General features: G+C 43.7%; 20 protein-coding genes. 16 read left to right on the plus strand and 4 right to left on the minus strand.

The features are described from left to right. Positions 1–127: 127 nt before the first annotated feature. Together V7K67_RS12960 and V7K67_RS12965 are read left to right on the plus strand one after the other, a co-directional pair. Positions 128–736: a TetR/AcrR family transcriptional regulator gene (locus tag V7K67_RS12960; RefSeq protein WP_334710572.1), complete on the plus strand. Its 609-nt coding sequence runs from the start codon at positions 128–130 to the stop codon at positions 734–736. Positions 737–1,078: 342 nt separating this feature from the next. After that, the gene (locus tag V7K67_RS12965) at positions 1,079–2,161 is read left to right on the plus strand and encodes a class I fructose-bisphosphate aldolase (protein WP_334730243.1); all 1,083 of its coding nucleotides are present in this window, start codon (positions 1,079–1,081) and stop codon (positions 2,159–2,161) included. A gap of 131 nt (positions 2,162–2,292) precedes the next feature. Here the strand turns inward: V7K67_RS12965 and V7K67_RS12970 are convergent, their stop codons facing one another. The 3 genes from V7K67_RS12970 to V7K67_RS12980 all read right to left on the minus strand — a co-directional run bounded on the left by V7K67_RS12970 (position 2,293) and on the right by V7K67_RS12980 (position 5,739). Then, positions 2,293–3,753, minus strand: coding sequence for an inorganic phosphate transporter (locus V7K67_RS12970; RefSeq protein WP_335166843.1), 1,461 nt, complete (start codon positions 3,751–3,753; stop codon positions 2,293–2,295). 444 nt (positions 3,754–4,197) lie between these two features. Continuing rightward, on the minus strand, positions 4,198–4,863 hold the full coding sequence (locus V7K67_RS12975; protein ID WP_334730245.1) for a ribonuclease T2 family protein: 666 nt from the start codon (positions 4,861–4,863) through the stop codon (positions 4,198–4,200). A 624-nt stretch (positions 4,864–5,487) separates the two neighbouring features. Beyond that, positions 5,488–5,739 carry a gas vesicle protein GvpG gene (locus V7K67_RS12980; protein WP_334730246.1) on the minus strand — a complete coding sequence of 84 codons (252 nt, stop codon included), beginning with the start codon at positions 5,737–5,739 and terminating at the stop codon, positions 5,488–5,490. 212 nt (positions 5,740–5,951) lie between these two features. On the opposite strand from V7K67_RS12980, the gene gvpN reads away from it, so the two are divergent. The 3 genes from gvpN to V7K67_RS12995 are packed head-to-tail and all read left to right on the plus strand — an operon-like array spanning position 5,952 to position 7,889. Next, on the plus strand, positions 5,952–7,124 hold the full coding sequence (gene gvpN, locus V7K67_RS12985) for a gas vesicle protein GvpN (protein ID WP_335166844.1): 1,173 nt from the start codon (positions 5,952–5,954) through the stop codon (positions 7,122–7,124). Further along, positions 7,121–7,468 carry a gas vesicle protein gene (locus V7K67_RS12990; RefSeq protein WP_334710566.1) on the plus strand — a complete coding sequence of 116 codons (348 nt, stop codon included), beginning with the start codon at positions 7,121–7,123 and terminating at the stop codon, positions 7,466–7,468. The genes gvpN and V7K67_RS12990 overlap by 4 nt, the downstream gene beginning before the upstream one ends. Then, entirely contained in the window at positions 7,455–7,889 is a 435-nt protein-coding gene (locus V7K67_RS12995) for a gas vesicle protein K (protein ID WP_334710565.1), read from the plus strand. Before V7K67_RS12990 ends, V7K67_RS12995 begins: the two co-directional genes overlap by 14 nt. Before the next feature lie 89 nt (positions 7,890–7,978). On the opposite strand, the gene V7K67_RS13000 is transcribed toward V7K67_RS12995, so the two are convergent. Then, entirely contained in the window at positions 7,979–9,112 is a 1,134-nt protein-coding gene (locus tag V7K67_RS13000; protein WP_335166846.1) for an RNA-guided endonuclease InsQ/TnpB family protein, read from the minus strand. A 112-nt stretch (positions 9,113–9,224) separates the two neighbouring features. On the opposite strand from V7K67_RS13000, the gene V7K67_RS13005 reads away from it, so the two are divergent. The 11 genes from V7K67_RS13005 (at position 9,225) to V7K67_RS13055 (ending at position 26,439) form a co-directional block, all read left to right on the plus strand. Then, the gene (locus V7K67_RS13005; protein WP_335166848.1) at positions 9,225–9,974 is read left to right on the plus strand and encodes a GvpL/GvpF family gas vesicle protein; all 750 of its coding nucleotides are present in this window, start codon (positions 9,225–9,227) and stop codon (positions 9,972–9,974) included. 233 nt (positions 9,975–10,207) lie between these two features. Then, the gene (locus tag V7K67_RS13010) at positions 10,208–12,031 is read left to right on the plus strand and encodes an AAA family ATPase (protein WP_334730250.1); all 1,824 of its coding nucleotides are present in this window, start codon (positions 10,208–10,210) and stop codon (positions 12,029–12,031) included. 303 nt (positions 12,032–12,334) lie between these two features. Further along, entirely contained in the window at positions 12,335–13,024 is a 690-nt protein-coding gene (locus V7K67_RS13015) for a GvpL/GvpF family gas vesicle protein (protein WP_334730251.1), read from the plus strand. 238 nt (positions 13,025–13,262) lie between these two features. After that, positions 13,263–13,484: a gas vesicle structural protein GvpA gene (gene gvpA, locus V7K67_RS13020; protein WP_334710560.1), complete on the plus strand. Its 222-nt coding sequence runs from the start codon at positions 13,263–13,265 to the stop codon at positions 13,482–13,484. A 75-nt stretch (positions 13,485–13,559) separates the two neighbouring features. Beyond that, positions 13,560–14,258: a gas vesicle protein GvpC gene (locus V7K67_RS13025; protein ID WP_334730252.1), complete on the plus strand. Its 699-nt coding sequence runs from the start codon at positions 13,560–13,562 to the stop codon at positions 14,256–14,258. Between the two features lie 430 nt (positions 14,259–14,688). Further along, a complete protein-coding gene (locus tag V7K67_RS13030) occupies positions 14,689–16,020 on the plus strand; it encodes a response regulator (protein ID WP_334730253.1) in 1,332 nt (443 codons plus the stop codon). A 148-nt stretch (positions 16,021–16,168) separates the two neighbouring features. Then, positions 16,169–16,531 carry a response regulator transcription factor gene (locus V7K67_RS13035; protein WP_073640802.1) on the plus strand — a complete coding sequence of 121 codons (363 nt, stop codon included), beginning with the start codon at positions 16,169–16,171 and terminating at the stop codon, positions 16,529–16,531. Between the two features lie 50 nt (positions 16,532–16,581). Then, positions 16,582–17,079, plus strand: coding sequence for a chemotaxis protein CheW (locus V7K67_RS13040; protein ID WP_334730254.1), 498 nt, complete (start codon positions 16,582–16,584; stop codon positions 17,077–17,079). A 240-nt stretch (positions 17,080–17,319) separates the two neighbouring features. Continuing rightward, positions 17,320–22,566, plus strand: coding sequence for a GAF domain-containing protein (locus V7K67_RS13045; protein WP_335166851.1), 5,247 nt, complete (start codon positions 17,320–17,322; stop codon positions 22,564–22,566). Between the two features lie 235 nt (positions 22,567–22,801). Beyond that, positions 22,802–25,942, plus strand: a complete 3,141-nt coding sequence (locus tag V7K67_RS13050) for a hybrid sensor histidine kinase/response regulator (protein WP_335166853.1) — start codon at positions 22,802–22,804, stop codon at positions 25,940–25,942. 110 nt (positions 25,943–26,052) lie between these two features. Continuing rightward, the gene (locus V7K67_RS13055; RefSeq protein ID WP_335166855.1) at positions 26,053–26,439 is read left to right on the plus strand and encodes a four helix bundle protein; all 387 of its coding nucleotides are present in this window, start codon (positions 26,053–26,055) and stop codon (positions 26,437–26,439) included. The last annotated feature ends 14 nt before the right edge of the window (positions 26,440–26,453 follow it).

The raw sequence follows: 26,453 nt of genomic DNA on the forward strand, positions 1-26,453 counted from the left end.
ACGATGTTTCAATGTGTCCTTGTACAAATCCCCTGATTTTAATTATGGGGATTTCCCTGTTGCCTGTTGCCCGTTCCCTGTTCCCTTTTAAATAACATATCATTTAAGTAAGTACTTGCCGGCATAAATGAATAAAATCATCCGTTCATCAACTCTCACCCGTACACGTTTGATAGAAGCTGCCTTGCAGGTATTTGCCAGTTTAGGTGTTCAAGGAGCAACTACCCGTGAAATAGCTCGTGTTGCTGGTGTGAATGAGGTGACTTTATTTCGCCATTTTGCTAGCAAAGAACAACTTTTGGGAGCAGTAATGAAAAATGCTTTGGCACTCCAGACAGAAGCCCTTGCACACCCAGAAGCATGGACGCAGGATCTAAAAGTTGATTTAAGACAGTATGCTTATCTTTACAATACTATGTTAGAGGCACAGGAGGACTTAATTCGTACCTTCATTGGAGAAGCCAAACGTCATCCAGAGGCAGCCAAACAAGTCATTCAAGAAGCTGCCAAGCCTTTAGGGGAAAAACTGGTAGCTTACCTGCAATCGAGTCAAAAACGAGGCACTGTCAGAGCAGACCTCGATCCATTTCCGGCAGTGGATATGTTTACAGGAATGCTGTTAGCTGGAATGCTATGCCGCAGTGTAAAATTCAATCAAGGTAGCTATAGCTGTGAGGATTATATCGAAACCTGTGTAGATATTTTTGTGTGCGGTATCAGTGCTACTCCTCTCTAAATGCTTATCTGCTTTGACGATTAAAATATATTCATCTACTTTTTCTTCAGGACATAGTTGCATTAACTTGCGGTAAGTAAATGAGATTTGCTCCTGCTACTTAGCTCAGTGAGCAATACTTCCTATCTCTTGATATTGTTTCAGCAATTTTTTACTCACAACAAGATTCCTGACTTCTTAAAATAAGTGATAAATCTCTGCCTTTTGATTTTCATTTATAAAAGAAGATTGCTATATATTCAAAAAGAATACACATAATTAATTACCATACAACTAAGTTAGCAGTATTAAAAATGCTATCTTAAAAGTAAGGTCATTTGCTCAAATTTTGAGGAAAACGCTATGACTACAACGCTCAAAGAGCCTAATTCTATTGAGTCATTGCTAGGTAAAGAGGCTGAAGACCTGTTTACCTACAAAGCAAAAATTTCTCGTGATTTACTACATTTGCCGGGGCCAGATTTTGTAGATCGAATCTGGCTCAACAGCGATCGCAATCCTCAAGTATTGCGTAATCTCCAGTTACTTTATTCTACTGGTCGTCTGGCAAACACAGGTTATTTGTCTATTCTACCAGTAGACCAAGGGATTGAACACTCAGCCGGTGCGTCTTTTGCGCCCAATCCGATTTACTTTGACCCCGAAAATATTGTCAAGCTAGCGATCGCCGCAGGTTGCAATGCTGTTGCTACCACTTTGGGGACATTAGGTATAGTTTCGCGCAAATATGCCCACAAAATTCCCTTTATTGTCAAAATCAATCACAACGAATTACTGACTTTCCCCAATCAATTTGACCAGGTGTTGTTTGCTGATGTGGAACAAGCTTGGAATTTAGGGGCAGCTGCCGTAGGTGCGACGATTTACTTTGGTTCAGACCAGTCTACCAGACAAATTCACGAAATCAGCCAAGCTTTTAAACGGGCCCATGAACTCGGTTTAGTGACTATTCTCTGGTGCTATCTGCGTAATAACGCCTTTAAACAAGATAAAGATTACCACCTGGCGGCTGACCTCACTGGACAAGCGAATCATTTGGGTGTAACGATTGAAGCCGACATCATCAAACAAAAGTTACCTGAAAATAACAATGGTTATGGTGCAGTTGCCAAAGCTACTGGTAAGAGTTATGGCAAAACCGATGAGCGGGTTTACACAGAATTGACAACCGACCACCCAATTGATTTAACTCGTTACCAAGTACTGAATTGCTACTCTGGGCGTGTGGGGTTAATTAATTCTGGTGGTGCGACTGGTAAAAATGACTTCGCCGAAGCAGTACGCACCGCTGTAATTAACAAACGCGCTGGTGGTTCAGGATTAATTTCTGGGCGAAAAACCTTCCAACGTCCTTTTGAGGAAGGTGTGAAGCTATTTCATACCATTCAAGATGTTTACTTGTCGCCAGATGTGACGATAGCTTAGGGATTGGGGATTGGGGAGTTGGGGATGAGGGAGATAAGGGAGATAAGGGAGCAGGGGGGAGAAGAATTAATAACAAATGCCCCATACCCCATGCCCCATGCCCCATGCCCCATGCCCCATGCCCGATTATCCTACTTTAAACCCAGAATATTCAAGACTATGTACAAGCCACCCGCGTATGTAGCAGAACCCAGCAGTACGCAAACTGGTAGGGTCAGTACCCAGGCTAGCAGCAAATTTCTCAGGGTGTCTATTTGCAAGCCAGAATGGTTCGCCGCCATTGTACCCGCTATACCAGATGACAGTACGTGAGTGGTGCTGACTGGTAGACCGAAGTAATCGGCAGCACCTATAGTTGTCATCGCTACTAACTCGGCGGAAGCTCCTTGAGCGTAGGTAAGGTGGTCTTTACCAATTTTTTCACCCACTGTCACTACGATGCGCTTCCAACCAATCATTGTGCCAAGACCCAGGGCAATAGCAACGGCAAATTTCACCCAATTAGGAATGAATTTGGTTACTTTATCCAACTGGCTCTTATAGCTGGTAAGCAGCTCTTCTTGTTTGGGATTGGTTAATTTTTTCTGCTTGTCCAGCTTCCCAATTGTTCCAGCTACTAGATACATATCGGTTCTTAATGAGCCAAGTTCATCTTTGGAAAGCTGCTTGAAACTAGTCTTACCAGTAAGCTTATCTCCAATTACACGACTCTCGGCAGCAAGGGCTACGAATGTTTTGTCGCTGGCTTCGCCAGTTGGTTTGAGGAAGTTGGAAAGCTCATCTGTGATATTTTGGCCGTTTGAGAATGTCCCAGCTGCTTGTGGTTGCAGCACTGTAATCACAGAGTTGGATGTCGCAGACAACTGAGCGATCGCAGCTGTATCAGTATCCATATTCAGTGCAAACATACCTGGTATGATACCCACCAAGATCAGCATGATCAAACCCATACCTTTTTGACCATCATTTGAACCGTGGGCGAAGCTCACACCAGTACACGTCAAGATTAACAAAGCACGTATCCAAGGTGGCGGTGGTTTACTCCCATCTGGCGCACGGTACAACTCTGGTCGATTGATCAGTCTCTTCGCCAGGATTAACAGCAGTGCAGCACAGGTGAATCCCACAATTGGCGAAACCAACAGAGATGTAAAAACTTCCTGCACCTTTGACCAATTCACGCCCTCGCCAAAGACATGACCCGAAGTTAACATTGAATTTGCTAAACCAACACCCATGATTGAGCCAATCAGTGTGTGTGAACTGGATGCAGGTAAGCCTAAGTACCAAGTTCCCAAGTTCCACATGATCGCCGAAATCAAAAGTGCAAAGACCATTGCGAAGCCTGCACTTGAACCAACATTAATTACCAACTCAACGGGAAGCAAGGCAATAATGCCAAAAGCAACGGCTCCTGTCGATGTCAGCACACCAATTAGGTTCCAACAACCTGACCAAACGACGGCGATGTTTGGCTTCAGCGTGTTAGTGTAGATGACTGTAGCAACTGCATTGGCAGTATCATGAAAACCATTGACAAATTCAAAGCCGAGTGCTAGACCCAGCGCCAAAGCCAGAAATAAATATTCCACTTAGCACTCCTAATAAAAGACAAGAATGCAGTCTGACCAAAACAAGTTGTGTTACAAAAAAACTATTAAAACTATGAAAAAAACCTGGGATCATTGCAATTGTGCGATCTACTCAAAAATTTATGGTTATAAATACAACCTTTCTCTGAACAGATTCTCTGATTGGGTCTACTATCTCGAAATAAGAATGGGTTCTAATTACACTTGAAGATTAGGACAGATAGATTAAGAAATAACTAAGTAACGGTAAAGAATAAGTTAAGGAAATTTAAATATATTATAGTTGTGGGGAGATGAGGGAGCAGGGGGAAAGAGAGCAGGGGAAGCAGGGGAGGTAGGGGGAGAGAAACAAGTTAAAAGTTAAAAGTTAAAAGAAATATTGAATTTATCTTTCTTTTTACTTTTTACTTGGTTCTTTTTACTTGTATGCCCCATCCCCCATTCTTATCTAACGTTTCTCAGTAAGAAATCTGGCTGACCACAACTTTTTTGCGATCGCTTCAAAATCTCGGCGCTACAAATACCAGGTTCACCGTTTTTGGAATAACAAAAGAATACTTCTTGCAAAAATCTTCCTGAACCAGAACAAAAAGGTGCTATACCATCAGCAGTAATATTATTAGCACTCACAAATGAATTTTTAAAATTTGTAATTGTGGTACGCAAGGGTTTTGTAGGACGATTATAAGCTGCGGGAATAGCGATCGCATCTTTTAACTTTTTACTCAATCCCAAGTATTCCGCAGGAGTTTTCCCTGAACAGGTACCATGTTTTTCCCATTCATGATCGTAAAGTTTATTACTAGGATACAAATTGGGAAACTGTCGCTTTACTTCCGACGGTAATTTTTGCGTGGAACAATTAGCAGGATAACCATTTTGGTACTGCGGCCACAAACCATGTAATACAAAACCAAGTTTCCTTCCAGAACCACACTGCTGCTGGTCACGGCTGCCATTTGTTGCACAATAATCTGGCGACCAAGAGAGTGTCAGTACATAAAAGTCAAATTTACCCGGAGTACCGCGATTTTGAGCAATGGCAGCATTCGGTATAAAAAGACTATTAATTAACAGAGAAGATGCGATGAAAAGTCTATTGAATCGCATATAAACAGTTAGTTTTCTCTAAAATTAAAACACTACATAGATTACATTGTTAATAGTCAAAGGTCAAGAGTCAGTAATTATTCGTAATTCCTAGTTCCTAATCCCCAACCAGGGGAAGCGCATCTCAAATACTATTGACCTTAATCAGTAGTAAGACAAAATTAATTACACAAATTTCGACCTGAAACCCTTATGTAGCCTAAAACCTAATGTTTAAAAGGGAACAGGGAACGGGCAACAGGCAACAGGGAAATCCCCATAATTAAAATCAGGGGATTTGTACAAGGACACATTGAAACATCGTGGCTGACGCCATCTCGTTTCAAATATTTTTATCTCTTTTCATAAATAAATTTAGGGGCTTTAAACCCTGTATTCGGGGCTAATTTTTTTTCTGTTCCCTGTTAAGAGTTCCCTGTTCCCGCCCCGAAGGGGCTTGGTAAATATTTCTGTCCGATTACTTATTTGTAACCTTGCGATGCTGTTAATGATTTGGCTGCGCCTGCTATGGCTAACGTATCCAATGCTTGCTCCTGTTTGTTTTGCATCAAGGGTACATTCTACCTCTATTGGTAAATTCTTTCCTAGAAATCACCTAAGTCTAAACTCCAGAGGAAAGATTCACTACTCTTGTGTTTGATTGCGTTCCTCCTGTTCTGCTTCCAGAATTGCTAATAAAAGAGCTTCTTCCTGAATTTCAAACTCTTCTTCAGGAATTTCTCCCATATCAAAAGCAAGTTGGAGTCCAAGAAGCTGCTTGCTGAGATTTTCTTTATCATCAATTTCAGTACTCGCCTGTTCTAAAATTTTTTCCCCAAGCCACGTTACCCCCATTAATGGGCCAGTAATCGGTAATAGTAAGAAGCGCAGAACCATATTGCTTTACACTTGTGTGGACTTATTAAAGGTATCCTCTCAAGACCGTAATCATGCTGATGACATAAATATTAAACATTACTAGTCTTGTGTTGATGCCAAAATCCGTTGGATTTGAGTCCAGTTAAGGCTGATGGACATCTGTATTTTATATTTGCAATGTAAAAAAAATACTTTTGCATGACATTCCTATTTTAGGAGGTACTTAGAGTTTGACAACAGTATTAAATGCATCTCCCCAGCGATTTGTCAATACACCTGCTGTTCAACGCATCGCTCAACGTGCTTTGCGCTATCTACAGTCAGGGTTTTCAATACATTTACGTGGTTCAGCCGGAGTCGGAAAAACTACTCTGGCAATGCATCTAGCTGATTTGCTCAACCAGCCGATTATCCTCTTATTTGGAGATGATGAGTTTAAAACCTCAGACTTGATTGGTAATCAATTAGGTTATACCCGTAAAAAGGTTGTTGATAACTTCATCCACAGCGTTGTCAAAGTTGAGGATGAACTCCGACAACATTGGGTTGATGCACGATTAACCCTAGCTTGTAAAGAAGGATTTACGCTGGTTTATGACGAATTCAATCGATCGCACCCGGAAGTAAATAACGTTTTACTCTCCGTACTTGAGGAGAGGTTGTTAGTATTACCAACAAACCAACATCGAGCCGAGTATATCCGGGTTCATCCTCAGTTTCGGGCAATTTTAACATCAAACCCTCAAGAGTATTGTGGAGTTCATGCAACTCAGGATGCTTTGATAGATCGTGTGATTACCATCGATATGCCTACACCTGATGAACTGACTCAGCAGGAAATTGTAGTTCATAAAACAGGCATAGATTCTGAGAAAGCAGAAGAAATTGTCCGCTTAGTACGGACGTTTTGGAGTCGATCTGGCTCTGGACAGGGCGGTGGATTACGTTCCTGTCTGATGATTGCCAAAATCTGCCACGAACACGAAATTTCCGTAAACCCTGGAGATCCTTGCTTCCAAGATATTTGTGCCGATATCCTGCTTTCTCGCACGAATCAACCTCTCACGGAAGCAACTCGGCTACTGGAAGAGGTTTTAAGTGAATTGTATCATCGTATAAATACTCAATCTCAGTCGTCAGAGATAATACCAAACAACCAAAATCAGATTGTATTGGAACAGCGAGTACCTTACGAGCATGAAGTCTACAACTACCTGTGTAATTCTCCAGGAAGGCGCTTCTCTGAATTGGCAGTAGAATTAGGGATCGATCGCAGTCAAATTGTCGCTGCACTCAAGTCTCTCAGGGAGCAGGGAGTATTAGTCCAAATGCAGGGCAATGCCGAGTCGCCGAAGGTATCACAAACAGTTGCTTTTGATTCTGGCCATTTAATAAACAAATGAGTACTAATACTAACCGAGGAGTGATCACAGCAACTCAGGGTTCTAGCTTGGCAGATATTCTAGAACGGGTTCTGGATAAAGGCATTGTGATCGCAGGAGATATTTCTATTTCCGTAGGCTCTACAGAACTGCTCAACATCCGGATTCGTTTGTTGATTTCTTCTGTTGATAAAGCCAAAGAGATTGGAATTAACTGGTGGGAGAGCGACCCCTATCTTAATAGTCAAACTCGCACCTTATTAGCAACTAATCAACAACTTCAAGAGCGTGTTGCCAGTCTAGAAACAGAACTGCGATCGCTCAAAGTCCTCAATCCTAATAATCATCAGAATGCAGGCGATTAGTAAATCAAAAGGTTCCGATTCCGGTTTAGCACCATTGTTACTGACGGTTGTTGAGCTGATACGCCAACTCATGGAAGCTCAGGTGATTCGGCGAATGGATGCTGGCACCCTCAACGACTATGAGCTAGATCGAGCTGCCGAAAGCCTGCAACAGCTTGAACAACAGGTTGTTAAACTTTGCGAGATATTTGATATTGACCCAGCCGATCTAAATATTAACTTGGGTGAAATGGGAACTTTACTTCCCCAATCTGGAGGATATTACCCCGGTGAAACCTCTAGTCAACCTTCTATTTTAGAACTTCTCGATCGCCTATTAAATACGGGTGTTGTGGTTGAAGGTGACTTGGACTTAGGACTGGCTCAGTTAAGCTTAGTTCATGCCAAGTTAAGACTAGTACTCACTTCTAAACCCCTATAACTTTTTTATCTAAATTCTTCTTGGTAAGACATTCTTGTAAGCAACTCAGGTCTAAAGACACTGAGCTTTAGCCCAGATCGAACATGCCTTCACATTGACATTTGTCCTTGCAATTGGCAGGTCAACCCCGGACTTTCAGGCTGGCTTACAGACAACCCCAAAGCAGCGATATTTTTAGCCGCGTTTATATCAGCATCATGCTCAAATCCACAATGCCCACATTTAAAAACTTTTCCGTTGCGGTAAGATTTGCCCTTAACAGGGTGAATATGTCCGCATCGAGAACAAGTTTGACTCGTGTAAGCAGGTGGAACAAATATCACTCTCACCCCAGCAATATTTGCTTTGTACCCAACAAACAAACGCAGTTGATAAAACGCCCAATTATTAGTTCTACGACGTTCTATTTTACTTCGAGGCTTGGTATTGAGAGATTGTCTAATATTGGTCAAATCTTCAAAAGCCAAACTCGCAAACAGGATCTGAGATTTTTGAACAAGCTGCTTAGAAATATTGTGATTCAACCATTCTTGAAACCTCCGCTCTCTCCCAGAAAGCCTTCTCAAAAGTCGCCTAGACGACCGAGTGCGTTTGGATTGAATATTAGCTCTGACCTTGGTATAACGGTCACGAACCGATTGAATCTGTTTACCACTCCACGAGTCACCTGTAGAAGTAGTGGCGATATCTCTTCTACCAAGATCAACTCCAATTACTTTGGGAGTCTTGCCAGTAGGTTGAGTTGGGATATCGACAACAAAGTTGATATTGTAGTCGCCAAGTTTTGTTTTATTCAGCGTTGCACTGGTTGGAGTCTGACCCCTCAGCAATGCAATCTGATAACCACCAATGGACAGCTTAAATTCAACTCGCCCACACATCAAAGTCACTCCTACAGATTGGGTTTCTTCCTTATAGATAAAGGTGCGAACATCCAAGCTGATAGAGGTGGGTCTAAATTTGTGGATTTGTTTAACTGCTTTAGCATTACCAATAACTCGACGGATAGCTTGACAAACATGATTAGCTTTCAATCCCGTTGTCTCACGCACAGGCTTGTAAACCAAGTGGTGAAGCTTGGTAGTATTCCAGCAATTTTCGCGCTTGGCTACTTCCAAAATCTGATTGCAAGCATCGGCAAACCCCTCCATCGTGCGGTCAATCTCGCCTCGAAAGTCAGGGAGTACTATAAGCTTGCATTTGACAGATATAGGTTGAGTCATCTTTATATGATAACTCATCCAGTGCAATTAATTCTGACTGCGGTTAAAACCGCTTGAGTCGCTTACCTCTCAGCCCTAAAGGGACTGAGTTTCCCGCTTACCAGGAGTTTCTATGAGTTATGGCTTTTACATTTATGGAATTTTGACCTTGCCTGCTCCACAAAATTTAAATTTAGAGGGCTTAGATCGGCAACCTGTACAAATTAAAATTTTGGATGATTTTGCAGTCATCTACTCGGAAGCACAACAAGAGCGTTATTTGGCCAGCCGTCGTAACCTGCTAAGTCATGAGAAAGTCCTTGAGGAGATCATGGAAGGAGGCGATCGCTATTTACTGCCCGTGCAATTTGGACTTTTGGTTTCAAGCTGGGAGACGGTTTCACAGCAATTAATTCGTCCTCATCAAGAAGCATTGACGCAATTGCTTGCGAAGTTATCGGGTTGCCGAGAAGTTAGTGTCAAAGTTTTTTGGGATACCGAGGCAGAAATTCAGGGACTATTGGCAGAACACCCAAATCTCAAAACCGAAAGGGATAAACTAGTGGGTCAACCCCTGAGTATGGAGCGGGTAATCCAAATAGGGCAAGTCATCGAACAGGGAATGAACGATCGCAAGCAAGGCATCATCAATGTATTTCAAGGCACGCTCAACTCCATTGCGATCGAGGTGGTAGAAAATACTCCCCAAATGGACACAATGATCTACAATTCAGCCTACCTAATTCCTTGGGAAGCAGAATCACAATTTAGCGAACACGTTGAAGCACTCGATCGTCAATTTGAAGACCGTTTGCGAATTCGCTACAACAATTTCACTGCCCCGTATAACTTTGCTCGTCTTCGATTAACCACTTCCAACTGATTAATTCTTCTCTCTGTTGAACAGCAATAAAAATTAAAAATCAAAAAATATTGAAACTTTTAATTTTTGGGAACAGAACTTACGCAATAACTCTCTAAAACTCTTATTTCTCTGCGTCCTTTGCGTCCTATCCCAAGGGAAGACGCTAACGCGAATGCGGTTCGTTTTTTCATTATTTTGCGTAAGTCCTATGAAAATAAAATTTTTCTCTGCCTTTTATTTAAGTAAAATCAATGGACGACATATTTAAAGGATTTGAACACCTATTAGAAATTGCCAAAGCTTTAGAAGAAAAAGTAGAGAAAGGGGAGTTAAAAACTTCTATTCAAATTCGATCTCATCATCTCAGTAGTATTCCCCGACAAGGCAATATTCCCAGAACAAGGAGTTCCAGCCGAGTCAGATCCAATTCCACCGATGCAGCTACACCAATGGATGATGCTGATGTCACCCCCCCATCAGTTCGGACGAACTCAAAAACTTCTTGGCAAGATGTCGGCGGCTTGGCTGATGTTCTCCAAGAAATCAGAGAGTTAGTTGAAATTCCACTTAAACGTCCAGATTTATTGGTGAAATTAGGGTTAGAGCCTCCGCGTGGGGTTTTGCTCGTTGGCCCGCCTGGTACAGGAAAAACTTTAACAGCCCGTGTTTTGGCAGAAGAGTTAGAGTTAAACTACATTGCCATCAATGGCCCAGAGGTGATGAGCAAGTATTACGGGGAAGCAGAAGCTCGTTTGCGAAGTATTTTTGAGAAAGCAACTCGTTCTGCTCCCTGCTTGATATTTATTGACGAAATTGATAGCCTTGCCCCAGATCGCAGCCAAGTGGAAGGTGAAGTTGAAAAAAGACTAGTGGCGCAGTTGCTTGGGTTAATGGATGGGTTTGCCAAAACCGAGGGCGTAATTGTATTAGCGGCAACAAATCGTCCCGATGATCTCGATCCGGCGCTTCGTCGTCCGGGACGCTTTGATCGCGAAGTTCATTTTCAAGTTCCCGATCGCAATGGACGATTGGAAATTCTGACGATTTTGACAAGTGCCATGCCCTTGGAGACTTCAGTTAATTTAGGAGCGATCGCCGATTTGGCTGTCGGTTTTGTCGGTGCCGATATCAAAGCTCTTTGTCAAAAAGCAGCCTACATTGCCCTTCGTCGTCAAGTCCCCTCCCTCAACAGTCCCGTTCCTGAGAACATGACTATCATACAGCAGGATTTTCTCGAAGCAATTAAGGAGATAAAACCCTCAGTTCTCAGGACTGTAGCAATTGAAGTACCTAGTGTAAGTTGGGATGACATTGGTGGTTTGGATGATGTGAAACAAAAACTTCAAGAATCTGTTGAAGGCGCACTCCTCTATCCCGAACTATACGAGCAAACCAAAGCCAAGCCTCCCCGTGGGATTCTATTGTGGGGTCCGCCGGGAACGGGAAAAACATTACTGGCAAAAGCGATCGCTTCTCAGGCTAGAGCCAACTTTATTGCTGTCAATGGCCCGGAATTACTCAGCCGATGGGTAGGTGCCGCAGAACAGGCAATCAGAGAACTCTTTCGCAAAGCTCGGCAAGCAGCTCCTTGCGTTGTGTTTATAGATGAAATTGATACCCTGGCACCAGCACGGGGACGATTCAGTGGTGATTCTGGAGTTAGCGATCGCGTTGTCGGTCAACTGCTCACCGAACTGGATGGGTTGCATGAATGCCCGAAAGTACTGTTAGTAGGAGCAACCAATCGTCCAGAAACGCTCGATCCTGCCTTACTCAGAGCCGGAAGATTGGACTTACAAATAAAAATCGATCTACCAGATCGAGCCAGCCGATTAGCGATTTTAGGAGTTCACAATCTAGATCGTCCCCTGGTTGATGTCGATTTAGAAACCTGGGCGACAGTTACCGAGGGTTGGAATGGAGCAGACTTGGCTTTATTGAGCAATCAAGCTGCTTTAAGCGCAATTCGTCGATACCGCGCCCAAGGATTGACTGACTCCAGCTTGATTCAGATTACAAATGATGATTTCCAAGTTACATACCAAATGCTTGCTAATCAGCATCAATCTCAATAGTGGCCTATCGCATTAATTCTGATGGCTGAACTCATTCTTAACTTTTCTTCCTTTGCGCTCTTTGCGTCCTTCTCCCAAGGGGAGACGCTAACGCGAATGCGGTTCGTTCTCTTATCCCTCAAATTTTATGAGACAGACTAATAGTCTCTAGCTTGAAAAAACACAGAAGTTCAGAGCGGAAGCTAGTTATCCTCCGAAAACACCTTTGATGTCAAAAGAAGCGTCCCGGAGGACTTCCTAACTTTGGTAGAACAAAAGGGAATTATTAGTTAGTTAACTTTATTTGTCCAGACTTAATTACTTATGTCAATATACGTTTATGCTCTTCTAGTCCCGACCGCATCACCGCTTGTTCTACCCTTAGGGATGGAAAGGAATATTGAACTCTTTTACTCTTCTGGTTTAGCCGCGATCGTAGAGCCGGAAATCTCACTGGAGGCAATACAGGCAACGGATGAGCGTTTACTTCAAGCTGTATTAAACCACGATCGCGTGATTCGAGAACTTTTTCAACAAACTCCCCTTCTTCCCCTACGCTTTGGGAGGGGTTTTACCTCTGTAGAAAAACTGCTAAATCATCTAGAAAAGCAGCAAGAGCAATATCTAGAAGCCCTAACTCAGCTAGCAGACAAAGTTGAGTACACTTTAAAAGGGACACCCTGTTATTTGCTTGACGATTCTGAGACTATTGATGCTAAGGGAAAAGCATATTTATTAGCTAAAAAACAACGCTACCAAACACAGCAAGTATTTCAGACACAACAATGCGAACAGTGGGAACTCTTGAACCAGTTAATTCTCAAAACATATACAAATGTTATCTGTGAAACTCGACAGCCAGATATGCAGCAAATCCACTTTTTGGCACAGCGCAACGATTCAACGCTCAGTACGCAGCTGTTTTCCCTTTGGCAGGTACAATGCTCGCACTGGCAATTAGCACTGAGCGAACCTCTGCCACCATATCATTTTCTCAAAAATACTCTCATATAAATTCATAAAAAATAATATTTAAAATTTTCTCAGAAAAAATAAAGACGATCTGATTTTTTGTTTAATTTTTTTAGAAAAAATATTGTTAACTTTTTAATATTTTTTTATTTTATTATATTTATCTCAGATTTTTGGGAACACTAAACCCAGGAAGAATAAAACACATAGTGTAAGTTTTACCTACTGCTCAATCAGAGCAAGATGAAATCAATAATTAGAGTTGTGAGAGGAAAAGAAAATGGCTGTTGAAAAAGTTAACTCATCTTCAAGTCTGGCTGAAGTTATTGACCGCATTTTGGACAAAGGAATTGTAATTGATGCTTGGGTACGTGTTTCTTTAGTTGGTATTGAACTGCTATCAATAGAAGCTCGGATTGTGATTGCTTCAGTTGAAACTTACTTAAGATATGCCGAGGCAGTTGGTTTAACATCTCAGGCTGCTGTTCCATCTGCTGTTTAACACCACATTAGAAAAAGGGAGTCTTCATGGCTCCTATTTAATATTTCTAGTTAAAAAAATAGGAGATTTCATCTGATGGCTCTCAAGAATTTATGGGAACAAGAGCGATCGCAGCGATTGCAAATAACTGCTGAACGCCGTCAAAAAGTTAACCAGTGGAAACAGCTAACTCAACAAGAATTTCGGCTGCAAGCAGATCTGCTTCATCAAGAGTTGAGCAGTTTTGTTACCAGCCTTGACAACAACAGAAAGTTACAACAACAGCAATTTCAGCAAGAGATTGTAGAGCGGCAATTGGAAATATTGCAAATAAAAATAGATGTCTGGCAACGCCAGCAAGAATACCGCCAACAGCGGTCAGCAAAGGCTCAGGCATTATTCCAAAACTTGCAAAATTTCCGGGCAATCTTACATAACAGTGTTTGGGACGATTACAGTCATAAACAAGCTGTTTCCCCGACTCCTGCTAAACAAGAGAAATTAGTTGTAACAGTTCCAAAACGCTCAATCTCCCGTTCTGTAATTAAAGCCACTGGTTTTCGTCCTTCCGTCAATACCATGACTAAGAAAGTGCCTGCCTTGAATGCGGATACTGCTAAATCTAAAGTGCAGCAATACATTCAGCAAGCTGAAGGAGCTACTCTGATAGAAATTGAAGAGGTGATAGGCTTAAGCCGGGTGCAAACGATAGATGTCCTGCGCTCCTTGATCAAGCAAGGCGTACTAGAACAACGCGATCGCCAATACTTTATTCGGCAACAAGCAATTTATTGACTTAATTCAAGCTCATTTTTTGTATTTGCAGACTAGCTGTTGGGCGATCGCTTGTGTCTGTCGCCTTAAGCAGCATAGTCCAAAATCGATAAGCATTAAAGCTGGTCTATGCTTTGTAGTATTCAAGATTTCCATCTTTTTCAGGTCTGTATTGCAACTACATCTATACAAGCAATATGCTTAGTAGATGTAACATGGCAAGAAGTTAACCTATTAATAATTAGAAAAAGAGCTTAAATCTTTGTTCAAGCTTCCGGCTTTTAACTTTAAAAATATCCGGATTGGAAAGGCATATAACAAGCTGGGGTAGCTCAATCAAGGTTTTGAACTGTGCTATTGGCAATCGCACAATGAAGTTAGTAAGCTGGATTGTTTGAAGAATTCTAATGTAAATGCAAAAGTCAAGAGATATAAGGAGGTGCGATCCATTGTGAATCAATTGATCAACCAACTTCAAACTAAATTATTCACAGGCAGGCTGAATCTTGAAGCAAGGGATGGGCCGACTTGGACGCTATATTTTCGGTTAGGACGATTAATTTGGCAGGCTGGCGGTTCTAATGCCGATGAGCGATGGCGAAGACACTTGTTGCGGTACTGTTCTCATCTGGATGTGACACAGTTGGAACAGCTTGTCTCTCCCCAGGAAAATTATCGCGAGTATTGCATTCTTGGTAAGTTGCGAGAACAAAAATTAATCGAACAACAACTACTTGTTAACCTGATTACAAGCTCAATAGCTGAAGTCCTGTTTGATATAATGCAGTACATTGAAGCCAAAAGAAATGCCGACAATTCAGCAGGGCAGTTGTCACATACTACCGTTGTTGGTGAAGTTCCTGGGGTTCTCCTAGCTATAATACCAACTGAGGAAATCTTGAAACAGGCGACACTTGCCTGGCAAGAATGGCGAGATGCAGGACTGGCTAGTTGCTCGCCCAATTTATTTCCGATCATTCAACAAATTGAGCTACTCCAAGGACAAGCATCCTCTAAACAGATTATTTCTCTAGTTGATGGCACAAAAACTTTACGAGGTCTAGGGCAAAAAAGCGGTCGGGATGTCTTAGCTTTGACTCGGTTATTGATGCCATTGGTAAAAGCAGGGGCGATCGCTTTTTCACCTACCCCAAGACTCAGGAAGGTTGGGATGAGTCAAGAAACTGGCAACCCGTCCAGTGCAGTTAATAATTCCAATTTTTCACTAAAGACAGAAGAGGATACTGTTATACAAGTTGGACCCAATTTCAAAAAAGTTGCTCTCCCAGCGACTAGTAAAGAAATTGTCAGTCCGTCCAGTGCAGTTAATAATTCCAATTCTTCACTGAAGAGAGAAGAGAACACTGTTTTACAATTTGCCCCCCCAGCGACTAGCAAAGCAATTATTGATGTCTCAAGACCTTTAGTAGCCTGTGTGGATGATAGTCCGACGATCTGTCGCAGTTTGGAGGAAATTCTCACTCATCAAGGTTATCGCTTTGTTGGCATTCAAGAGTCCTTGACGGCAGTTTTAAACCTAATTAAAAGCAAGCCTGACTTCATTTTTTTGGATCTGTTGATGCCAAAAGTGAATGGCTATGAAATTTGTTCTCAAATCCGTAAAACTCCAAGTCTCAAAAATGTGCCGGTTGTCATCTTAACGGGGAAAGATGGAATAGTAGATCGGATGCGAGCAAAATTAGTAGGAGCAACTGACTTTTTGGGTAAACCCGTAGAACCAGAGAAAGTACTCAATGTGCTTCACAAGTATTTAAGCGTTTAGGTTAAAGCGGTAGTCATGCCAGTGGTTACCCTACACCCATTTTCAAAACAGATTTTGGATTGGAAATTGCTTTCTACATCTGGGTTGGTGTTAATTCATTTGTCGCAATCATTTTTCAAATTCTCAATTAAATAGTTAGGAAATAAAAATGAAAAAAGTTCTTTTAGTTGAAGATAGTCTCACAGAATCCGAAAAGATGACACGTTACCTGGAGCAAGGAGGATATTCAGTTTATGAAGTTCGCAGTGGTGAAGAGGCTCAACTCAGGTTGAAACAACAAAAACCTGACTTGATCTTACTGGATTTAATTTTGCCAGGTCAAAGTGGATTTGAGTTCTGCCGTAAGTTGAAAGCCGATCCGACAACAAAAGCAATTCCGGTAGTGATTTGCTCAACTAAAAATACAGATGTTGATAAAACTTGGGGCACTATGAGTGGTGCCGATGGCTATTTAGTCAAACCTGTAGATGAAAATACCTTGCTCCAGACTGTTAATAAATTTATTCGCTAAAGGAAACTAGGGCAATGCTACAGGGCAATGATAGCTTTAGAGAGCTACCCATGAATAGTCAATTTCGACTTGAAAACTCTTCTCAAGGAAACAACCAGAGGTTTTTAAGATTTCCGTTGAATGGAAAGGTAAATGGGTTACTCCCATTAGCTGATTTGCGGGGAGTAATTCAGGTTGCGCTGACCGAGATTTTGCCAGTACCGCAGGTAGCAGAATTCTTGTTAGGCATAATGAATTGGCGGGGAGAAGCGATCTGGATTCTTGATTTAGCAGCTTTGTTGGGAGCAACACACTGGTGTCGGCGAGAAGGTGTGCGTAACTCTGGCATGGCGATGCTTGTTCAAGTCCAAAATCAAACCGTCGGGCTGTTGGTAGAGCAAGTCAATACCATTGAAGTTCACGATCCCCAAGAGCGGTTAGCGATTTCGACATCGATGTTACCTGCCCGACTAGGCTCGTTCTTGCAGGGTTACTTTGTGGATTCTCAAGGTAGCCCTTTGATGTTACTTGACACCCAGGTTGTGATTCAAGCCCTTCAGCCTCTTTAAAGTTCAGAGCTTCCTATACAACGCCAAGGGCGGATGCACAAGGGCTTATGGACGCTGAAGCCGTTCTAGAAAAGTAAAAAGTAAAAAGATAATCCCCATAAATAAATTTCGGCGGCTCTTGACCATTTTTCTTTTTCTTTCTTTTGCCTTTTAACTTTTTACTTTTGCCTTTTTTGGTAATTAGCCTACGCTCTGCATTCTACTTATTAACTCCGACAACCTTACATAGCAAGAAAGATTATGGTAGCGCAACACAATCTTAGACCGAGCCAACCTCAGTCAAATTCCAGCAACGGTTATAAGGAAACCGATAATGGGCATACCGTTGATGTACCAGCAAAACAGCAAATCGCCTCCACTCTAGAAGAATTGCGAACTGAACTGGATCAAGCTGATTGGGTGGAAACAGGGCCATTGCGAGAGAGAATCCGCAACTTAAAAGAACTGGTAAGTGTGTTGCCATATCAAGACGGAGGAGATGGATTAGAAGTAGAGCAAGTACAGGCGATCGCCAGCAAAATCCGCCAATTTTCCGATCTAGATACCTTGCTCGCTACTGCTGTCATAGAGGTACAAAGCTCACTGCAAGCCGATCGCGTGGTGCTGTATGAGTTTACGAATCCGACGCTGGGGATAGTTGTTGCGGAGGCGATGAGGGATGGTTTTACCCCAATGCTGAAGGAAAAACTACCCGCCGTCACTTTTGGGTTAGGTTCTGCCAAGCTTTATCAACAAGAAAAATTAGTCGCGATCGCGGATACCTACACTGCTAGCTTGTCCCCTTACCAAAAGCAGCTCGTGGATCGGTTTCAGGTAAGAGCTTGTGTGAGTTTGCCGATCTTAGTAAAAGATGAGGTTTGGGGTTTGTTGGTAGTGCAGCAATGCACTGCTGCTCGCCAGTGGCAAAATGCTGAAATTCGGTTACTAAAATTGATCGAGCAGGAATTAGAAGTGCAACTGCAAGTTGCCGTGATTCAGGCTACATTGCAACAAGAAGTGGAAAAAGACCAAATCCTGGTCGGTGTAGCGAATAAAATTCTCCAGTCCAAAGATTTGGATACCATCTTTCGCGTTGCCATCCAAGAAGTGCGACAGTCACTAAAATGCGATCGCGTGGCAATTTATCGTTTCCAGCCAGATTGGAGTGGGGAATTTATCGCTGAATCTGTTGGATCTGAGTGGGTTTCTCTATTAGAAGAACAGCGAAACAACCCAGCGATTGTCAAGAACGTTAACTATTGCAGTGTGAGGAACCTTGCAGACGAAGGGGGATTGGCTGGGACAACAGGGCGATTGCCCAGTGCAGATAGCTACATTCATCACACCCAAGGCAAAACTTTCCATCGCGGACAGATTTATCGAGTCACTAATGATATTTACAGTGCTGGTTTTTCTGACTGCTATATCAAAGTTTTAGAAACCTATCAAGCCAAAGCATACATTATTGTTGCCATCTTCCAGGGAGAAAAGTTGTGGGGCTTGCTCGCTGCCTATCAAAATTCTCAGCCTCGTCAGTGGAAAGATAGTGAAGTGCGACTAATGGTGCAGGTTGCATCTCTGTCTAGTATTGCTATTCAACAGTTGCAATATCAGCAACAACTCGATCACCGCTCTGAGGAGTCAGCCAAACTGATTGAACGAGAACGTACTGTTTTCGGCATCATTGAAAAGATCGGGCAAGCAATGGATCTTCGCACCCTTTTCCGGATTACCACCCAAGAGTTGCGGCGATTTTTAAAATGCGATCGCGTTGTCGTTTATCAAGTTTATCCAGACTGGAGTGGAGAAGTGATCGCTGAATCTGTGGCTACTGGTTGGCCGTCACTGTTGGAGATGCAGGAACAAGACAGCATTTTAAAAACAGGTCTGATATCTTCAGAGCGTTGTCATGTTAAGGACTATGGCTCCCCTATTAAACCTGATGCCGATACTTATCTGAAGGAAACCCAGGGTGGACTGTACACCAAAGGAACGCGCTTTCGTAAAGTCAACGATATTTCTGCTGCTGGTTTTTCACCTTGTTATTTAGAAACATTAGAGAAGTTCCAAGCCAAAGCATACATTAATGTTCCCATCTTCCGCGCTGGTAATCTTTGGGGTTTGTTAGCAGCCTATCAGAATTCTGATGTTCGGAAATGGACTGAGGAAGAGATCGGTGCTTTGTTGCAGATCGGCGAACCTTTGAGTATTGCCCTCCAGCAAGCTGAATATATCGAACAGCTACGGTTAAAAAATATCGAAATGACACAAGTAGCTGAAGTAGAAAACGCCATCGCCCGAATGACGGATAGAATGCGTCATTCCCAACAGCCAGAAACAATTTACCGCACTACCTTGGCAGAATTGCGGCAGTTGTTGAAATGCGATCGCCTAGCAATATATCGCTTCAACTCTGACTGGAGTGGTGAATTTATGGCTGAATCTGTAGGAAGTGACTGGGTGCCTCTGGTTGGCCCCGATATCAAGACTGTGTGGGAAGACGAACACCTACAGCAAACCCAAGGCGGGCGCTATCGCAACAATGAAACTTTTGTCGTCAATGACATCTATACTGTTGGTCATGCCCAGTGCCACATCGACCTGTTAGAGCAGTTCCAAGTTAAAGCTTATACCATCGCCCCGATTTTTGCTGGAAACAAACTTTGGGGTTTATTAGGAGCTTACCAAAATAGCGGGCCGCGCCAGTGGAATTCCGAGGAGGTGCGACTGCTGACCAAATTGGGCATTCAGTTGGGGTTAAGCGTGCAGCAAGCCGAGTACATCGAACAACTGAAAACGAAAAATGCAGAGTTGGCGCGAGCAGCAGAAGAGGAACAGGTGCTGACAGGAATGGTGGAAAAAATTCGCCAAGCTCAAGAGGCAGATACAATTTTCCTGAATGTGCTGCCAAGTTTACGCAAACAACTACAGTGCGATCGCCTAGCAGTATTTCGCTTTCATCCCGACTGGAGTGTAGAGTTTGTTGCCGAATCCGTAAAAGATCAATGGCTGTCTTTAGCTGGTTCCGACATCAAAACGATTTGGATGGACGAGCACTTACAAGAAACTCAGGGCGGACGGTATCGTAATCATGAAACCTTTGTTGTCAATGATATCTACACTGTCGGTCACGTTCAGTGCTACCTAGAGATATTAGAAAAAATCCAGGCCAAAGCTTACGCGATCGCTCCTATCTTCACTGGAAACAAACTCTGGGGCTTTTTGGGAGCATACCAAAATACTGGCCCTCGGCAGTGGAAATCCAAGGATGTGCAACTGTTGAGAAAAATAGCTGTGCAAATGGGTATAGGCTTGCAACAGGTTGAGTATATCGAACAGCTTAAGAAGAAGAATGCAGAGTTAGAGCGAACCACAGAAGGGCAACGAGCATTGACACGGCTGGCAGAAAAAATTCGCCAAGTTCAAGAGCTAGATACGATTTTCCGCAATGCCTTACCAGAATTGCGATCGCATTTGGAATGCGATCGTCTAGCCGTGTATCGCTTCAATCCAGATTGGGGTGGGGAGTTTATTGCCGAATCCGTAAGTCGTGAATGGGTGGCTTTGGTTGGCCCCGATATCAAGACTGTATGGGAAGACGAACACCTCCAACAAACCCAAGGTGGACGCTATCGCCACAACGAGACCTTTGTTATAAATGACATTTACACTTCTGGTCATGCCCAGTGCCACTTGAAAATTCTCGAGCAATTCCAGATGAGAGCCTATATCATCACCCCGATTATTGCTGGGAATAAGCTCTGGGGTTTGTTAGGAGCATATCAGAATAGCGGGCCGCGGCAATGGCAAGAGAATGAAGTCAACTTGGTAACGAAAATCGGCACGCAGTTTGGGGTTGCTGTCCAGCAATCGCAATACTTACAACAAACTTTAAGTAAGAATGAGGAACTGATCAAACTGGCAGAACGGGAAGTAGCAAACGCCCGATTTTCCTATCGCCTGCCAAGTCGGTTAACAGAAATGGCCCAAAGTCATGGTAATGTTCTGGAATTTGTCCAGTTTGCCACCCACGAACTTCGTCAGCTACTCAAAGCAGATCGAGTTGGAATTTACCGTTTTGAGCCTGATTGGTCTGGAGAATTTGTAGTTGAGTCTGTGACTGGGGATTGGCCTAAGTTGGTGGGAACTAGCCTTGCCAGAGTTAGAGATACCTATCTCCAGTACAACCAAGGAGGGCGTTATGCCCGTAAAGAAAGTTTGCTGGTTGACAATATATATACTGTCGGTCATGACGAATGTCACATCCAATTGTTAGAGATGTGGGGAACTAAAGCCTACATGATTTCTCCGATTTTTCAAGAAAATCGGCTATGGGGACTGATGGGAGTTTATCAAAATAGCGCACCGCGCCAGTGGGAGCAATCCGAGGAAGATGTTCTCAACCAAGCCAGCGTCCAGATTGGTATTGCCCTGAATCTTGCAGACTACCTAACACAGGTGCGTATTCAAGAGCAGCAACTAGCAGAAGCAGCAGAGCGCGAACGCACCGCCCGAGAAAAACTGCAACAAGGAGCTATCCGCGTTCTCATGGCTTTGGAACCATCCTTCAGAGGCGATCTTACCGTTCGAGCGCCCCTATCTGAAGATGAAATTGGGACGATCGCCGATGGTTACAACACTACGATCCAAAGTTTGCGAGATTTAGTGCGACAAGTGCAGATTGCTGCTGGCAGGGTGAGTGAAACTTCCAGCAATAACACGATCTCAGTAGTGAAACTATCTGACCAAGCTCAACAGCAGGCAGAACGGCTCGAACACGCTCTGGAACAATTACAAATGATGGTAACTTCCACCCAGATAGTTGCTGCTGATGCCCAAAAAGTCGGACAGGCGGTTCAAAGAGCTAATAACACCGTCCAAGCTGGTGATACCCTAATGGAAAAAACCGTAGAGGGCATTTTGGAGATTCGGGAAACCGTGTCGGAAACAGCGAAGAAGATTAAACGCCTCGGTGAAGCTTCTCAGAAAATCTCGAAAGTAGTGAGTCTGATTGAAAACTTTGCCACTCAAACTAATTTGCTGGCACTCAATGCTGCCATCGAGGCTACCCGTGCCGGAGAGTATGGCAAAGGCTTTGCGGTGGTTGCAGATGAAGTTCGTTCTCTGGCTTATCAGTCGGCTAGTGCCACCACAGAAATTGAGCGCCTCGTGCAAGAAATTCAAGCTGGTACCAACGAAGTTACCGAAGCAATGGAAGTGGGGATTAGCCAAGTTGTCCAAGGCTCGAACTTGATCGATGAGACTCGTCATTCCCTCAGTGCGATCGTGGCAGCTACCAACGAAATTGGTGGACTGGTACAAGGAATTACCCAAGCAGTTTCCCATCAAAGTCAGCAATCTCACATATTGACAGAGGCGATGATGGATGTTTCGGCGATCGCCCGTAAGACTTCAGAAAGTGCCATGCACATTTCCGAGTCTTTTGAGGAATTACGGATGACTTCACAACAACTGGAAACCAGCGTTAGCCAGTTCAAAGTTGACTAAGAATTTTAGATTTTAGATTTTAGATTTTAGATTATTTCGGTTTATGCCCCGCCCGAAGTCAAGCGCAACAAATCCAAAATCCCAAATTTAAAATCCGACGCTCGTGACGCTCGATAGCGCAGCGTTAGCGACGCAGGAGCGAGCGTCTGACTCGCTTGCCGTCGGCGCTATCAAGCCCCGCACCCTTGTCGTCGGGGTCAATCCAAAATTGTTTGACTAATCTCGCAAAACTGTTATGAACCCCGATCCCAGTAATCAAGAGCAGGCTTTTCTTGCGGAAGCGGCAGAGTTGTTGCAAACCATTGAGCAGAATCTGATCGGTCTACTTGATGAAAAAACAATAGAAAAAGTTCATGCCTTGATGCGAAGCGCCCATACTATCAAAGGGAGTGCTGCCAGTGTTGGGCAAGAAACTATTCAGACAATTGCCCATCATTTGGAAGATGTATTCCAAGCGTTATACGCTCCAGAACTGGAAATCGATCCAGAATTGGGTGCTTTGCTTCTAGATGCTTATGAGTGCCTGCGAACTCCATTGAGTGCAGCTTTGATGGGCTTATCCTGCAATGAGGCAGAAATACTCGATCGAACTGCCTCAATCTTCGCCCAACTCCAACATAAACTAGGCGACTTTTTTGGTCGTGAGGCTCTGCTTCCTAGTTCGGAAGAACTTGGCTTTGATGTGGTAGAGTCAATCTTTTCCGGGAGTGTACTCCAGGATTTGCAACAGATGGAAGCTGACATCCAAAGCCAAGATCCGCAACAAATTCAAACAACACTCAACTCCCAAGCAGAATTTTTTGTCGAACTAGCAGCATCCTATGGCTTATCGGGATTGGAAGAAATTGCTCAGGCGACCCTAAACGCGCTCAAAGCACATCCAGACAAAATATTGCAAATCGCTCAGGTGGCTTTAGAAAATTTTAAAGCGTCTCAAGTAGCAGTACTTGCAGGCGATCGCACTCAAGGGGGAGAGATATCTCCACAATTGCGAGAATGGGCAGGACTAACTACTCCTGTCCAAGAACCGCAAAGGCAGTCAGTTTCGATAGCTGCCCAACCAACACAAACGACTACAACTGAGAATAAGCCATCCCCTCTCCTCAGTGCCAGCGAAGCGGAATCAATTTGGTCGTTTTTCCCGAAGCGGACTGATAACTCCGTACCGAAAGCACCGGAGGTACTGGCACCTATTTCTCAGGATTCGGTAGTAGTCCCCTCTGCCATAGATCGGATTTTACAGTCAATCTGGATCGGAGATCCAGAGACATCCTGCCGATACTCAGACTCAGATCGGCCAGCCTCTCCACCACCAGCGCCAAGCCTCCAGGCTCAGTCATCGACATCACTTCCCACTATCCGAGTCGCGATAGAACAGCTCGATCGCCTCAGCCATACAATTGGGGAATTGCTAATCAGCGAAAACCAACAAAACCTGCAATCTAACCACATCCAGAAAGCAGCCCAAGACACTCTACTACAGTTTTTGTACTGTCAACAACAACTTAGTAAAGTTTTTACTTGGTCGGATCGACATCTGCTGCTTCCCGAACGCAAGCAGCGACATATACATGTATCTCCACGCTCAATTATCTCTGCTACCGAGGCACAATCTAATTTTGATGCCTTAGAAATGGATAACTATAGCGAGTTGCACATTCTCCTGCAAAATCTTACAGAAGATATGGTGCAATTAGGAGAACAGATTGAGGCTGTTAATGGCTTAGTTCAGCAATCTCGCTTCAGTCTCGGAAAGCGCAAGCAACTGCTTTCAGGAGCGCAGGAAGATTTGCTGCAAGCCAGAATGGTTCCATTGGCAACAGTGTTGAATCGATTACCCCGCCTCCTGCAACAGATGGTAGCAACTTATCATAAGCCTGTTGAACTCAAGCTTGGCGGTACGAAGGTACTGGTGGATAAAGCCATTTCTGAGCAGTTGTACGATCCCTTGCTGCACATGATTCGTAATGCCTTCGATCACGGCATTGAACCGGTAGAAAACCGTCGGCAGCAGGGTAAAACAGAAACCGGAACAATTACAATTCAAGCCTATCATCAAGGCAACCGCACTACTATTGAGGTACGGGATGATGGTCGAGGCTTAAACTGGGAAGCCATTCGTCAGCGAGCGATAGAAAAACACCTGCTGACTCCCGAACAAGCCGCCTACGCCTCAGAAGACCAACTGGCAGACTTATTATTTGAACCAGGCTTTTCTACCGCCAACCAGATTGGTGAGTTATCTGGCCGTGGTATCGGCTTAGATGTCGTTCGCACTCAATTGCAAGCTTTACAAGGTTCGATTGTAGTGCGATCGCTTTCAGGGCAGGGAACCACCTTCATCCTACAATTGCCTCTGAGCTTAACAACAGCACGCTTGCTCGTTTGTCAATCTCAAGGTATTACTTATGGCTTGCTGTCTGAAGGAATTAGCCAGGTTTTATTACCGCAGCCAGAGCAGATTCAAGTCCAGCAATCTTTACACGGGCAAGGCAGCCAAAAATTCTGGCAGTGGGGAGAAGGGCAAAGTCTGCAACTAGTTCCCATCCGCCCGCTTGCCAATTTGCTGGATTACAAATATCCTTTATTCACCCAAGACCACAATTTAAACCTCAGTCCTTTTCCAGTCAAACAACGGAACACCGTCGAACCTCTGCTGCTGTTGGAAACAGAGCATCAATACTTATGTTTGCAAGTCGATCAGATTTTAGTCGAGCAGGAATTAGTAATTAAATCCCTCGGCAGAGTCCTGACTTTACCTAGTTACATCCAAGGCTACAGCGTGTTGGGAAATGGTAGTCTTACCCTAATCGTTGACCCGTTGGAGTTAGTTCGGCAAACTTGGGAGACAGATATGATGCCGACTTCCCCGGCATCAAGTCTTGCAACTAAACTATTGCCCGCGCCTGAGCCTGTTCTGACTCTAGAGGGGCAGCAATCCGAGCTAACGATAACGCAACCCCAGCAACAGCCGATGGAAGTCAATACAGCCGTTGCTCAACCTAACCGACTGATGGTGTTAGTGGTGGAAGATTCGGTTGTACAAAGGCAAAGTTTGGTGCAGACGCTCCAGAAAGCTGATTATCAAGTGTTGCAAGCAGGCGATGGTCGAGAGGCGATCGCGCAAATGCTGCAACACGGTGATGTTGATTTAGTGATTTGTGACATTGAAATGCCACGTATGAATGGATTTGAGTTTTTAGAACACCGTCGCCAAGACGAGCGTTTGTCCGGGATTCCTGTAGTGATGCTAACTACCCGTAGCGGACAGAAGCACCGCCAATTAGCTTTAGCTCTAGGAGCGAAAGCTTACATGACCAAACCCTATTCAGAACAGAATTTCCTCGCCACGATCGCTGAACTGGTTCATACCTGAGATAAGGCAGGGGGGCAGGGGCAGGGGGCAGGGGGCAGGGGCAGGGGAGCAGGGGAGCAGAGGAGCAGAGGAGCAGAGGAGCAGAGGAGTAGATGGAGATGGAGATGGAGATGGAAAAAGAACCAATTAAAAATCATCAAGACTTGAAAGTTTATCAAATGGCATTTGATGCAGCCATGAAAATCTTTGAACTCTCTAAAAAGTTTCCTGTCGAGGAGCGGTATTCATTAACTGATCAGATTCGTAGATCGTCACGTTCTGTTTGTGCAAATCTAGCTGAAGCTTGGAGAAAGCGTAGATATGAAGCAGCTTTTGTGGCTAAACTCAATGACTCTGAAGCAGAGGCAACAGAAACACAAACATGGATTGAATTTGCTGTTAAGTGCAATTATTTGGATGTTGAATTAGGCAGAGAATTATATGGAATCTACAATCGGATCTTAGGTGGTTTGGTAAATATGATTACTGACCCCTCACCTTGGCTAATGAAGCGTTAATATTCTTTCTCCCC

This window comes from Nostoc sp. (assembly GCF_036917155.1).
Lineage (GTDB): Bacteria > Cyanobacteriota > Cyanobacteriia > Cyanobacteriales > Nostocaceae > Nostoc.